This window comes from Methylibium rhizosphaerae, assembly GCF_006386545.1.
In the GTDB taxonomy this organism is placed as follows: Bacteria; Pseudomonadota; Gammaproteobacteria; order Burkholderiales; family Burkholderiaceae_C; genus Pseudorivibacter; species Pseudorivibacter rhizosphaerae.
Genome location: NZ_SWAR01000023.1, coordinates 60,662 through 73,294, shown reverse-complemented (window position 1 = coordinate 73,294; position 12,633 = coordinate 60,662). Strand labels below are relative to the sequence as shown.

Sequence of the window (12,633 nt, the reverse complement as noted above, 5' to 3'; positions counted from 1 at the left end):
GCAGGGTCAGGCGGCGCGCGCCTCCGCGCGCTTGAAGTTGGTCAGCAGCCGTGCGCCGTAGCGCAGCCGGCTGCGGTCCCACGGCGTGAAGCGCGGCAGCTGGAAGCGGTCGGACCGCATCGAGGCCGCTCCCCAGGCGGTGGACACCGCGGCCTTGAAGCCGCAGGCCTTGGCCATGGCCGCATGCTCGGCCGCGTAGTCCTGCTGCGGCACGCCGTTCGGGTAGGCGAACAGCTCCACCGGCTCGCCGAGCATGGCCTCCAGAGCGGCCTTGCCTTCATGCATCTCGGCCCAGGCCGCGTCGGCGCCCAGGCGGGTGAGGATAGGGTGCGTCACAGTGTGCGCGCCCACCTCCATGCCCATGGCCCGCAGGCTGCGCACCTGCTGCGGCTGCATCATCAGCGGCGGCGAGGGCTTGTTGCCGGCGGCCACCACGATGGCATCGGCGGTGGCCTGGCGCTGCGCCTGGTCGAGGTGCTTGATGCGGCCCAGCACCAAGTCGATGGCCTGCCGCCGCTCGGCGGCAGTGGCCACCGGATAGACGTCCAGGCCGATGGCGTGCAGGTCGAGCACCGGCTGCTCGCAGGCGCGTACCGCTTCGATGACCCGGTCGTTCCACATGCAGCCGCCGCCCAGGAAGCCGGTGGAGACGAAAAACGTGGCGCTCATGCCCAGCCGCTTCAGGATCGGCGCAGCCAGCTCCTCGTTGTCGGCATAGCCGTCGTCGAAGGTGATGGCCAGTGCGCGCCGCGGGATGGTCCCGGCATACAGCCGCTCGACCGCTTCGCCCAGCGGCAGCACGTTGAACCAGTCGCGCACCCAGCGCATGCGGGTCTCGAACGCGGCGGCATCGGGCAGGTCCGGGAACAGCGGGTCCGGTGCGGGCAGCACGCGATGGAAGATCAGGATGCTCAGGCGGCCGCGCGCGCCGGCGGGCGAGGCGACGGAAAGAGGAAGGCGCAGCATCATCGTTGTTGTGGCTGGTGTTGCGGTCGGGCGAACTCGGGAGTTCGCGTCGGGGCCGGCGGCCGCTGGCCGGCTGGCGCGGCACGCGCGAAGCCGGACCGCTTGCTTTCGGGTGAGTTCATCTGCAGCACCGACACCAGCAACGCGAGCAGCCAGAACTGGTTCTCGGCGAGCAGGTAGTCGGCCGTGTTGCCCGACACCAGGATCACCATCAGCCCACCGACGATGGAAGCGCCCAGGGTGGCGAGCTCGGGGTCGTGCTGCGGCCCGCGCATTCGCCGCACCCGCAGGCCGGCCGCCACGATCCACAGCACCAGGCTCAGGAACAGGATGGCGCCGAGGATGCCCTGCTCGACCAGCGCGCTCAGGAAGGTGTTGTGCGACGACCGGGCGGCCGAAGACGGGTCGCCGCTCGCGTCCACCGTGAGCCATTTCGGGTCGAGGTATTTCGTGCTGAGCACCGCGGTGCCGCGGTGCCCCACGCCGATGGGATGGTCGGCGAACATCTTCAGCTGCGCCTCGGCCACCACCACGCGCGAGCGGGCGCTGGTGTCGGCGTCTTCTTCCTGCGAGGTGACATCGCCGATGGTGAACATGCGGTCGATGAAGTGTTCGTCGAGGATGGAGAACAGGCCCACCACCCCGGCGGCCGCAAAAGCCCAGAACAGGCGGCGGTGGGTCTTGGCCTTGCACATCATGATGACCAGCCCGCCAGCCACCAGGCCGAGGAAGGAGCCGCGGCTGTTGGCCAGCACGAAGCCTTCGGCCGCCAGGGCCATGCAGAAGAGCGCGAACCAGCGCCGCCAGCCCTTCTGCGTGAGCACGAGCCCCACCCCCACCATGAGCCCGGTGACGAGGTACATGCCCAGCGTGTTGGAGTCGTCGATGCCGGGGCCGCCCACGCCGTCGAGGCGGTTGCCGTCACGGCCGGTGGTGTACGCGAAGACGCCGAGCAGCGCGCAGCCCATCAGGTGGCCGAACATCACGTCGCGCAGGCTCTCCTTGGTGTCGGCGATGCGGTAGACGAACCAGAAGGCCAGCAGGTACTTGCTGTACAGCACCGTGCCGTTCAGGTGGTCGGGCACGTCGAGCGCGAGCGGCGTCTGCAGCCACATCCAGGCGGCATACAGCGCCAGCAGCACCGCCGCGCCGTTCGACAGCCACAGCGGCTTGTCGCGCAGCTTGCCCTTGTGGAAGGCGATGGCGAGTGCGGTGACCAGTGCCGAGAACAGCGCCCAGCGCATGCCGCCGAAGAACACGCCCCACCAGCGCCCGGGCGGGAACACGAAGATGGTGGCCATGTAGAAGTACAGGCCCCAGACCGGATGGCGCTTGAAGGCGAACACCGTGCAGACGACGGCGAAGATCGCGAAGGCCGCTGCGTAGAACATCGCCCGCTCAGCGGCCGCGTGCGTGCGCGGAAAAGAGGTCCCACTGGCCCTGCGACACCGAGGCCCAGTCGAACTGCGCGGCATGCGTGCGCACCAGTGCAGCCGCCTGCGGCTGCACGAAGAGCTCCTGCACCGCGGCCGCCAGCGTGTCGCGGTCGCGCGTGGCGACGATGCGGCCGACCTCGGGCCGGGTGATCATCTCGCCCACCGCGCCCACGTCCACCGCCACCACCGGTGTGCCGCAGGCCATGGCCTCGAGCACCACGTTCGGCCAGCCCTCTCGCAACGAAGTGAGCAGCAGCACGTCGGCTGCCGAGTAGACGCGGCGCAGCGCCTGCTGCGGCATCGACGGCCGGAAGCTCACCCGCCCGGCCACGCCCAGGCGCTGCGCCAGCGCCTCGAGCTCGCCGCGCTGCGGCCCTTCGCCGACCAGCACCAGCTGCCACTGCGGCAGCGATGGCAGCGCCTCGATGGCCAGCGCAAAGCCCTTCTCGGGCACCAGGTTGCCGACGCAGGCGGCCAGCCGGCCCGGGCCTGCCAGCCCCAGCGCCTGCCGCGCCGCGCTGCGGTCTTCTGGCTGGAACAGCTCGAAGTCGACGCCGTTGCGCAGCACGGTGACCTTGGCCGCCTCGACGCCCAGCTCGACCAGCGCCTCCTTCAGCCGGGTGGACACCGCCACAACGGCCGCGGCGCGTTGCGCCGCCCAGCGGATGCGCTCGCCGCTGCCGGGCAGGCGGCCCAGCACGTTGACGTCGGTGCCGCGCGCGGTCACGACGAAGGGCAGGCCCAGGCGTTGCGCGACGATGGCAGCGGCCACGCCGTCAGGGTAGAAGTAGTGCGCGTCGATGAGGTCGGGCTGCCAGCCGGTGCGCGCCAGCGCCGCGATGTCGCGCAGCGCGGCGCGCGCCATGTTGTCGGGCTGCATCGCCACGCCGAGCTTGGGCAGCATGAGATAGCGCGGGTGCAACACCTGCAGGCCGTTGTCGCGCGTGGTGCGCCGCGGCGTCGCGGCGAAGCGGCCGTACTGGCCGAAGGCGCTGCCCTGGAACGGAAACCAGGGCACCGGCGCCACCACCCGGGCATCGACCTCTGGGCGGGCACGCAGCAGGTGTGCCAGCCGCGTCTCGACGAAGATGCCGTGGCGCGGCCGGGCCACGCTCGGAAACAGCGAGGTGAGGGTCAGCACGCGCAGCGTCGCGCTGCCGGCAGCAGCCGGTGCGCAGGCGCGCGGCGCGCCACGAGCCAGCACAGCCGCGCTGGTCATGTCTGCCCCTCGTCCGGCGAGTACGCCGGACGATCCCCCAAGGGGATGCGGGCCGGCTTGGGAGCGGCCCGGCGCTCGGCCCGCGCGTGCCTCATTACCAGGTCAGCCCCACGTATTGCGCGGCCATGCCCTGGGACTCGCCGACGTTGGCAAGGTCCACCACGATCTGGTCGGCGCGCGCGAGGCGCTTGACCTCCTGGATGGTGCGCTTGTCCGACGAACCGATCAGCAGCACGTCGGACTCGGCCACCACCGCCTCCAGGTCGCTGCGTACCAGCGCGCCGATGTGCGGCAGGTGCTCCTCGATGAAGCGGCGGTTGGCGCCCAGGAGGCTCGACAGGTGCACTTCCGGGTCGTACACCAGCAGCGACAGGCCCTTGCCGATCAGGCGCTCGGCCACCGTGACCAGCGGGCTCTCGCGCAGGTCGTCGGTGCCGGTCTTGAAGGCCAAGCCCACCATGCCCACGCGGCGGCGGCCGCTTTCGAGCACCTTGTCGACCGCATGGTCGATGTGCACCCGGTTCGATGCCAGGATGCCGGCATGCATGGGCAGCACCACGTCGTGCTGCTTGGCAAGGTACAGCGTGGCCCGCAGGTCCTTGGGCAGGCAGGAGCCGCCGAAGGCGAAACCGGGCTTCATGTAGGCGCGCGAGATGTTGAGCTGGGTGTCGCGGCACACCAGGTCCATCACCTCGAACGGGTTCACCCCGAGCACTTCGCACAGGCGCGCGGTTTCGTTGGCGAAGGTGATCTTGAGCGCGTGGAAGTTGTTGCAGCAGTACTTCACCGTCTCGGCGGCGCGCACCGAGGTGGTGTGGAAGTCGCACGGCAGGTGGCCGAACAGCTGCTTCAGGCGGGCCACAGGCTCGGCGCTGTTGGCGCCGACGATGGTGAACGGCGGGTGGTCGTAGTCGCGGATCGACGAACCCTCGCGCAGGAACTCGGGCTGGAAGCAGACGAAGAAGTCGCGGCCTTCCTGCTTGCCCGAGGCCTTCTCGAGGATGGGGCGCAGCACGTCTTCCACCGTGCCTGGCACGAGCGTGGAGCGGAACACGAAGGTGTGCGGACGGTCGATGTCGCGCAGCGCCACGCCCAGCTGTTCGGCCAGGCGCAGCACGGCCGACTGGTCCTGGCTGCCGTTGGCGGCCGACGGCGTGCCCACGCAGATGAGCGACACCTCGCTGTCGCGCAGGGCCTGGGCCGCGTCGGTGGTGACGCTCACCAGGCCGCTGCCGACGACCTTGGCCATCAGCTCGATCATGCCCTCCTCGACGACCGGGGTCTTGCCGTCGGAGATGAGCTTGAGCTTGGCGGGGTCCACATCGACACCCACCACATGGTGGCCGTCGCGTGCCAGGCAGGCGAGCGAGACGGCGCCGACGTAGCCGAGACCGAAGATGCTGATGTTCATGGCGATTGAGGGGTGAGGTTGGAATCGGGAACGTAGGACTTGACGCAGCGTTCGATGATGGCGTCGAGCCGCTTCATGGAATTGGGCCAGGCGTGGTTGGCCAGCACGCGCTCGCGGCCGGCCCTGGACAGCCGGGCCCGCTCGGCCGGGTTGTCGAGGATGCTCAGGATGGCGTCGCACTGCTCCTGCGGCGTGTCGCCGGCCAGCAGGTGCTCGCCGGGCACGGCGTCCACGCCGCCGGCGGCGATCTGGCTCGCCACCACCGGCACGCCCATCGCCATGGCCTCGAGGATCTTGTTCTGGGTACCGCGCGCGATGCGCAGCGGCGCCACGGTGAGCGCGGCCCTGGTGACATAGGGCCGCACGTCGGGCACCGAGCCGGTGACGGTGACGCCCGGGATCTCGCCCAGCTTCCACACCGCCGGCGACGGGTCGGCGCCCACGATCTGCAGCTTGACCGACGGGCGCCTCGCCTTCAGCAGCGGCAGCACGTCGGCGCAGAAGTCGAACATGCCCTGCTGGTTGGGGAAGTAGTCCATGCGGCCGATGAAGACCACCGTGTCGGGGTCGTACTCGACGCTTGGCACCGGCGCGAAGAAGTCGTTGTCCACGCCGTTGGGGAACCAGTCGCTGGGCGTGTCGGCGCCCAGGTCGAGCAGGGTCTGGTGCTCGGAGCGGGTGATGGTGCTCAGGAAATCGAAGCGACTCGCGAGGCGCTTCTCGAGCGAGCGCACCCGCGTGCCTTCCCACCAGTAGCCCCACGACAGCGGCCAGGGCTTGTGCTGCGCGTACTCGAGCCACTTGGCCGAGTCCATGTCGCCGTAGTCGAGGATCTTCGGGATGCCCTTGACATGCGCGACGTACTGAGCCACCGACGAGCAGTGCACGAAGATGAGGTCGAAGCGCTGCTCGGCGAGCAGGCGGTCGATGTCGCGCCGCAGCTTGCCGCTGTAGAAGTAAGACTCCGACGCCGACTGCGGCGTGGGCAGCGTGGCCACCATGCGCAGCGTCTGCACCCGGTCGTCGACCTGCCCGATGTGGAACTCGTGGCAGTACGGCGCGATGCCTTGCGCGTCCTGCGTCTGCTGGTCCGACCGGGTGATCGAGCACACCACCACCTCGTGCGACTGCGCGAGGTGCTTGATCATGTTGAACGGCCGGATGGTGCCGCCGCGCTTGGGCGGGTACGGGAAGCGGTGGCAGACGTAGAGGATCCTCATGCCACGGCCTCCTCGAGCTCGTCGGCCACGTCGCTGGACGAGCGGCCGTCGAGGTAGACGCGGCACCACACCTCCAGATTGAGCAGCGCGAGCAGCTTGTCGGTACCGTCGACCCGGCTGGCGCGATGGTCCTCGATCAGGCGGGCCACCGGCGCGTGGTGGAGCAGGCCGCGCCGTTCCATGCTCTCGCGCGACAGCGCGCCTTCGAGCATCTCGGAGAGCGCGCCCTTCATCCAGGCGCCCATCGGCGCGCCGAACCCGCGCTTCGGGCGGTACAGCACCTCGCGCGGCAGCACGTCGGCCAGCGCCTTCTTCAGCAGGGACTTCAGCTCCCCGCCGGCCACCTTGTGCTGCGCCGGGATCTGCGCGGCCAGCTCCACCAGCTCGTGGTCGAGCAGCGGCACGCGGCATTCCAGCGAGGCGGCCATCGTCATCTTGTCGGTCAGCATCAGCAGGTCATCGGGCATCTGGGTGCGCGCATCGACCGCGAACATGCGGGCCAGCGCGTCTTCGCCGCCGGAGGCCTCGAAGGCCGCGGCGATGGCATCGAAGCGCTCGTGCGGCGCGTGTTTCATGAGCTGCGCGGTGTCGTCATGCGGGAAGACGCCCACGTAGGCTCGGTAGCGCTCGGTGAAGGGCGAGGCCGCCGCGCCGAGGAAGTTCTTGGCCAGGCGCGAGTAGTTGAGCCACTTCGAATGCCGATCGCTGGGCAGCAGGTCGGCCAGCCAGGCGGCGCTGCGCCTGGCCGGCTGCGGCAGCCAGTTCATGTAGCGCATGTAGTGCTCGCCCAGGTAGCGCCGGTAGCCGCCGAACAGCTCGTCGCCGCCCACGCCGGAGAGGATGACCTTCACGTCTCGCCGCGCGAACTCCGACACCAGGTAGGTGGTGACGAAGGCGCTGTCGGCGATGGGCTCGTCCATGTGCCACAGCAGCTTGGGCAGCAGGCGCACGACGTCGGGCTTGACCAGGATCTCGTGATGGTCGGTGCCGAACATCTGCGCCACCTGGCGCGCGTAGTCGAGCTCGTTGTAGAAGCGCTCGGCGGCGCCGCCGTCGAAGCCGATGGAGTAGGTCTTGACGGGGCCACTGCTGTGCCGGGCCATGAAGGCCAGCACCGCGCTGGAGTCGATGCCGCCGGACAGGAAGGCGCCGATCGGCACGTCGCTCACCATCTGCATGCGCACCGACTCCTCGAGCCGCGCACGCACGCGCTGCACCCATTCGGCGGCGCTCACGCTCGCGTCCACCGCGGTGGGCGGCTGCCAGTAGGTGTCGACCGACACGCCGGCCGCCGACACCTTGAGCAGCGACGCGATGGGCAGCTTGCGGATGCCGCGGAACATCGACAGCGGCGCCGGCACGTAGCCCAGGTCGAGGTAGCTGGCCAGCGCGGCGGGGTCGACCTCGCGGCCCACGCCGGGCAGCTCGAGCAGCGCCTTCGCCTCGGTGGAAAAGGCCACCCGCTTGCCGTCGTTGAGCCAGTACAGCGGCTTGATGCCCAGGCGGTCGCGGCCGACGAGCAGCGTCTGGCGGCGCTTGTCCCACAGCGCGAAGGCGAACATGCCGTTCAGGCGCTCGACGAAACGCTCGCCCCACTGCGCATAGCCGTGCAGCGCCACCTCGCTGTCGGAGTGCGTCTTGAACTGGTGGCCGTGCGCCTGGAGCTCGGCGCGCAGCTCGCGGTAGTTGTAGATCTCGCCGTTGCACACCAGCACCAGCGAGCCGTCGTGGCTGGACAGCGGCTGGTGGCCGCCGGAGAGGTCGATGATGGACAGGCGCCGCATGCCGATGGCGCAGCGCCCGTCGACATGTCCGCCGGCGTCGTCGGGCCCTCGATGGACCGTGACGTTGCCCATGCGGTTGAGCCACTCGCCTTGGGCGGGCGCACCGTCGAGCTGAAAGAAACCGTGGATGCCACACATGTGGAAATTGCTCCGTTCCCTGAGCCTCAGCCGCGCGCGACGGACGACTTGATCGCGCCGCCGCCCGGCTGCCGCTCGCACACGCGGGCATAGACGTCGGCATAGCGGGCCACGCTGCGCGCCCAGGTGCGTTCGGTCTCGACGAAGCGGCGCGCCCGCTGGCGCATCGCGTCCCAGCCGGCGCGCTGGTCGAGCAGGCCGGCGATGGCCTGGGCCAGCGCCTGCGCATCGCCCGCCGGGAACAGCACGCCGGTGTCACCGTCGCGGATGAGCTCGCGGTGGCCGCCCACGTCGGAGGCGACGAACATGCGGCCCTGCGCCATGGCCTCCAGCGGCTTGAGCGGCGTGACCAGCTCGGTGAGGCGCATCGATTGCCGTGGATAGGCCAGCACGTCGATGAGTTCGTAGTAGCGCTGCACCTCGGCGTGCGGCACCCGGCCGGTGAACACGACCCGCTCGGCAATGCCCAGCCGCAGCGCCTGCGCCTTGAGGGCGGCTTCCTGCGGGCCGCCGCCCACCAGCAGCACGCGCAGCTCGGGCCGCGCCGGCGCGAGGCGGGCCGCGGCCTCCAGCAGCAGCTCGAGGCCTTCGTAGCCGTAGAAGGAGCCGGCAAAGCCGAGCACCGTGGCGCCGTCGAGCCCCAGCCTGGCGCGCAGCGCTGCGTCGGCAGGTGCGCCATAGGTGAAGGAAGCGACATCCACCGCGTTCGGGATGACGGTGATGCGCGAGGCATCGATGCCGCGTGACATGATGTCCGCGCGCAGGCCTTCGCAGATGGTGGTGATGGCGTCCACGCGCTTGAGCGCGTGGCTTTCGAGGCCGCGCGAGAGGCGATAGCGCAAGCTGCCTTCGCGGGTGCTGCCGTGGTCCACCGCGGCGTCCTCCCAGGAGGCGCGCATCTCGTAGACCACCGGGATGCCGCGGCGGCGCCCCACGCGCAGCGCGGGCAGCGCATTGAGCACCGGCGAGTGGGCATGCAGCACGTCTGGCTGCAGCCGCGCCACCAGTTCGTCGAGCCGGGCGGCGGTGGCGCGCATCTCGTCGAAGTAGGGCCCCGCGGCCGGCAGCTTCGACAGCAGGCCGGGCTTGAACGGTGTGCGATGGAAGGTCCAGCCGTCGGCCGATTCCTCCGGCGCGCCGGAGCCGCCGTAGTGCCTCGGCGTGGTGAGGTGGTGGGTGTCCCAGCCGAGAGCGCGCTGCTCGCGCAGGATTGACACGGTGCGGAAGCTGTAGCCGCTGTGCAGCGGCAGGGAATGATCGAGAACGTGCAGGATGCGCATGCTGGCGGGCGGTGCGTGCGAGCGGTCTCAGGCGGCGGCCAGGGCCGACTGCGGCGCGGCGCTGGCGGCAGGCACGGCGGCACGGGCGGGTTCGCCCACGCGCAGGAAGGCCTCGAACATGAGCAGCGTCCACAGGGGCGCGCTGTAGTCGCGCTGGCCCGCTGCATGCGCGTCGACCAGGTGCTCCAGGTACTTGCGGTTGAAGAAGCCGGTCTGGCCGAGCTGGCCTTCGAGCAGCGCGGTGCGCACGCGCTGGCGGAGCGGCCCGCGGAACCAGCGCGCCAGCGGCACGGCAAAACCCATCTTGGGGCGGTACAGCACGTCGTGGGGCAGGTGCGGCTCCATCGACTTCTTGAGCAGCCACTTGCCCTCGCCGCTCCTGATCTTGACGCGCGACGACAAGCCGGCCACCCACTCGACCAGCTTGTGGTCCATGAGCGGTTCGCGCACCTCGAGCGCATGGGCCATGCTGGCGCGGTCGACCTTGGTGTTGATGTCGCCGATCAGGTAGGTCTGCATGTCCAGGTACTGGATCAGCGACAAGGGATCGTCGGTGCCGGCGCGCGAGGCGTGATCGTGGAACACGTCGACCGCACGGTAGCCGCCCAGCTGGCGGCGCAGCTCGGGCGAGAACAGCATGGCCCGCATGTCCTCGCGGAAGATCGACACGCTGTGGAAATAGGCCGCGACCGAGTCGCGCGCCAGCGCCTGGAAGGTGGACTTGGCCCGCAGGAAGCGCGGCGCGCGGTCGGCCTTGGGGTACAGGCGGCCCAGGGTGCCGAACAGCGGCCGGCGCAGGCCCAGCGGCAGCGCCGCGCGCATGCGCTCCTCGTTCAGATGCAGGCGGTAGCGCCGGTAGCCGCCGAAGCTTTCGTCGCCGCCGTCGCCCGACAGCGCCACGGTGACGTGCCGGCGCGCCAGCTGGCACACCCGGTAGGTCGGGATGGCCGAGCTGTCGGCATAGGGCTCGTCGTACAGCGCGGCCAGCGTGTCGATGAGGTCGAAGTCGTCGGTCTCGACGCGGTCGACGAAGTGGCGCGTCTGGTAGCGGTCGGCCACCTGCTGCGCGAAGGCGGTTTCGTCGAACTTGGGGTCGTCGAAGGAGATCGAGCAGGTGTTGACCGGGCCGCCGGACTGGCCGGCCATCATGGCCACCACCGCGCTCGAATCGACGCCGCCGGACAGGAAGGCGCCCAGCGGCACCTCCGAGATCATGCGCAGGCGCACGCTCTCGCGCAGGCGCTCGACGAGCTCTGCCTGCGCGTCTTCGGGGGTGATCGGGTTGTCGCCGGTGAAACGCACGTCCCAGTAGCGGCGCGGCGGCTGCGCGGGCTGGCCGCGGCGCAGCGTGAGGGTGTGGCCCGGCGCCAGCTTCAGTGCCGAGGTGTAGATGGTGCGGGGCTCGGGCACGTAGCCCAGCGCGAAGTAGTCCTCGACCGAGCGCGGGTCGATCTGGCGCGACAGGTTGCCGTGCGCGAGCAGGGCCTTGAGTTCGGAGCCGAACACGAACATGCCGTCGGGCAGCATGGCGTAGAACAGCGGCTTCACGCCGAGCCGGTCGCGCGCGAGGAAGAGGGTCTGCTTCTTCTCGTCCCAGATGGCGAAGGCGAACATGCCGCGCAGGCGGTCCACGCAGGCCTCGCCCCAGGCTTCCCAGGCGTGCACGATCACCTCGGTGTCGCTGCGCGTGCGGAACTGATGGCCCAAGGCCTGCAGCTCGGGAATGAGTTCCTGGTAGTTGTAGATCTCGCCGTTGAAGACGATCACCACCGAGTGGTCTTCGTTGAACAGCGGCTGCTGGCCGGTGGCCAGGTCGATGATCGACAGCCGCTTGTGGCCCAGCCCCACGCCGGGCGCGAGGTGGGTGCCGGTTTCATCGGGCCCGCGGTGATGCTGCGACTCGTTCATGCGCACGAGCTGGCCGCGCTCGATGGAGCGCGTGCCGCGTGAATCCCAGATGCCAACGATGCCGCACATGTTCTTCTCTGACCGTCCTAGCTGTGGCGGGGCTCGATCGCCCCGCGGGCCGCTGCCTGGGCCAGCAGCCTCTCGTAAACGTCGCCGTAGGCCGCGACCATGCCATCCAGGCTGAAGCGCGCCTCGACATCGGCCCGCGCACGCTGCCCGCGTTCGCGGGCCGCCTGCGGGTGCTCGAAGTCGTCGAGCAGCGCGCGAGCCATCGTATCCACGTCTTGCGCCGGCACAAGCCGCCCAGTCGCGGGGTCTGACAGCAGCTCGACATTCCCCCCCACCTGGGTGGCCACGATGGGCAAGGCCGTCGCCATGGCCTCCAGGATGGTGTTGGAGATGCCCTCGGAGATGGACGGCAGCACGAAGGCGTCGAGCCCGCGCAGCACCTGCGGCACGTCGTTGCGCGCGCCGGCCAGCCAGGCGAGGCCGGCCATGCCCGCCTCGGAGAGCACCTGCTCGACCTGGGCGCGCAGCGGGCCGTCGCCCGCGATCACGAGGCGCATGCGCCGCCGCGCCTCAGCCGACGACGCCACGGCCCGCACGAAGGCGCGGGCCAGCAGCACCTGGTCCTTGATGGCCGACAGGCGGCCCACCGTGCCCACCAGCCAAAGGTCACCCTGGCCTTCGAAAGGCGAAGCGGCGATGGGCTCCCGCCCCCCGGTTGCGGGGTGGAAGCGCCGGGTGTCGACGCCGTTGTACAGCTGCGCGATGCGCGGCCCCGGCACGCCGACGTGCTGTGACAGGTAATGCTCGATGTGGCGCGACAGCGCGATGTACTGGTGCACGAAAGGCCGGTAGGCACGGCGCACGAGGCGGTACTTCCGGCTGCTGCCGTCGGGGTCGGTGCTGTCCCAGCCGTGTTCGCCGTGGACGCGGATGGGAACACCTGCCCAGGCCGCCGGCAGCGACATCTCCAGCGCCGCCAGGTTGCGGGTGTGCACGATGGCCGGACGCAGCTCGCGCAGCAGGCGGCGCATGCGCGGCGCGATCCACAGGCCCTGCCCCGGCGGCTTGTTCAGCGCGAACAGCTGCACGTCGTCGCGCTCGATGCGCCTGGAAAAGTCGGTGACTTCGGTGAGCGCGATCACGGCATGCCTGAAGCGGCTGGCCGGCAGCCGGTTGATCAGGTTGACGACGCCGTTTTCGAGGCCGCCGATATCGAACCGGTGCAGCACATGGGCCACCAGCACCCTCGAGTCAGCACCCAT

9 protein-coding genes are annotated in these 12,633 nt (G+C 70.2%); all 9 read right to left on the bottom strand.

Annotated features, from left to right (window positions below; genetic code table 11):
- Positions 1-6: 6 nt before the first annotated feature.
- The 9 genes from E8D38_RS16750 to E8D38_RS16710 all read right to left on the bottom strand — a co-directional run bounded on the left by E8D38_RS16750 (position 7) and on the right by E8D38_RS16710 (position 12,633).
- Positions 7-966, bottom strand: a complete 960-nt coding sequence (locus tag E8D38_RS16750) for a polysaccharide deacetylase family protein (RefSeq protein ID WP_219851768.1) — start codon at positions 964-966, stop codon at positions 7-9.
- Complete coding sequence (locus tag E8D38_RS16745) at positions 966-2,357, bottom strand: O-antigen ligase family protein (RefSeq protein ID WP_140633336.1); 1,392 nt, start codon at positions 2,355-2,357, stop codon at positions 966-968. The genes E8D38_RS16750 and E8D38_RS16745 overlap by 1 nt, the downstream gene beginning before the upstream one ends.
- A gap of 7 nt (positions 2,358-2,364) precedes the next feature.
- Positions 2,365-3,621, bottom strand: coding sequence for a glycosyltransferase (locus E8D38_RS16740; protein WP_246099534.1), 1,257 nt, complete (start codon positions 3,619-3,621; stop codon positions 2,365-2,367).
- A 94-nt stretch (positions 3,622-3,715) separates the two neighbouring features.
- A complete protein-coding gene (locus E8D38_RS16735) occupies positions 3,716-5,032 on the bottom strand; it encodes a nucleotide sugar dehydrogenase (protein WP_140633333.1) in 1,317 nt (438 codons plus the stop codon).
- Entirely contained in the window at positions 5,029-6,252 is a 1,224-nt protein-coding gene (locus E8D38_RS16730; RefSeq protein WP_140633330.1) for a TIGR03087 family PEP-CTERM/XrtA system glycosyltransferase, read from the bottom strand. The genes E8D38_RS16735 and E8D38_RS16730 overlap by 4 nt, the downstream gene beginning before the upstream one ends.
- On the bottom strand, positions 6,249-8,174 hold the full coding sequence (gene asnB / locus E8D38_RS16725) for an asparagine synthase (glutamine-hydrolyzing) (protein ID WP_140633327.1): 1,926 nt from the start codon (positions 8,172-8,174) through the stop codon (positions 6,249-6,251). Before asnB ends, E8D38_RS16730 begins: the two co-directional genes overlap by 4 nt.
- A gap of 26 nt (positions 8,175-8,200) precedes the next feature.
- A complete protein-coding gene (locus tag E8D38_RS16720) occupies positions 8,201-9,454 on the bottom strand; it encodes a TIGR04063 family PEP-CTERM/XrtA system glycosyltransferase (protein ID WP_140633324.1) in 1,254 nt (417 codons plus the stop codon).
- A 27-nt stretch (positions 9,455-9,481) separates the two neighbouring features.
- Positions 9,482-11,431 carry an XrtA/PEP-CTERM system amidotransferase gene (locus E8D38_RS16715; RefSeq protein ID WP_140633321.1) on the bottom strand — a complete coding sequence of 650 codons (1,950 nt, stop codon included), beginning with the start codon at positions 11,429-11,431 and terminating at the stop codon, positions 9,482-9,484.
- 17 nt (positions 11,432-11,448) lie between these two features.
- Positions 11,449-12,633 carry a TIGR03088 family PEP-CTERM/XrtA system glycosyltransferase gene (locus tag E8D38_RS16710; protein WP_140633318.1) on the bottom strand — a complete coding sequence of 395 codons (1,185 nt, stop codon included), beginning with the start codon at positions 12,631-12,633 and terminating at the stop codon, positions 11,449-11,451.

What these genes read in the sequence shown, in the direction of transcription:
- E8D38_RS16750 (WP_219851768.1), bottom strand. Translation starts at nt 966, where the DNA reads ATGCTGCGCCTTCCTCTTTCCGTCGCCTCGCCCGCCGGCGCGCGCGGC.
- E8D38_RS16745 (WP_140633336.1), bottom strand. Translation starts at nt 2,357, where the DNA reads ATGTTCTACGCAGCGGCCTTCGCGATCTTCGCCGTCGTCTGCACGGTG.
- E8D38_RS16740 (WP_246099534.1), bottom strand. Translation starts at nt 3,621, where the DNA reads ATGACCAGCGCGGCTGTGCTGGCTCGTGGCGCGCCGCGCGCCTGCGCA.
- E8D38_RS16735 (WP_140633333.1), bottom strand. Translation starts at nt 5,032, where the DNA reads ATGAACATCAGCATCTTCGGTCTCGGCTACGTCGGCGCCGTCTCGCTC.
- E8D38_RS16730 (WP_140633330.1), bottom strand. Translation starts at nt 6,252, where the DNA reads ATGAGGATCCTCTACGTCTGCCACCGCTTCCCGTACCCGCCCAAGCGC.
- asnB (WP_140633327.1), bottom strand. Translation starts at nt 8,174, where the DNA reads ATGTGTGGCATCCACGGTTTCTTTCAGCTCGACGGTGCGCCCGCCCAA.
- E8D38_RS16720 (WP_140633324.1), bottom strand. Translation starts at nt 9,454, where the DNA reads ATGCGCATCCTGCACGTTCTCGATCATTCCCTGCCGCTGCACAGCGGC.
- E8D38_RS16715 (WP_140633321.1), bottom strand. Translation starts at nt 11,431, where the DNA reads ATGTGCGGCATCGTTGGCATCTGGGATTCACGCGGCACGCGCTCCATC.
- E8D38_RS16710 (WP_140633318.1), bottom strand. Translation starts at nt 12,633, where the DNA reads ATGGGTGCTGACTCGAGGGTGCTGGTGGCCCATGTGCTGCACCGGTTC.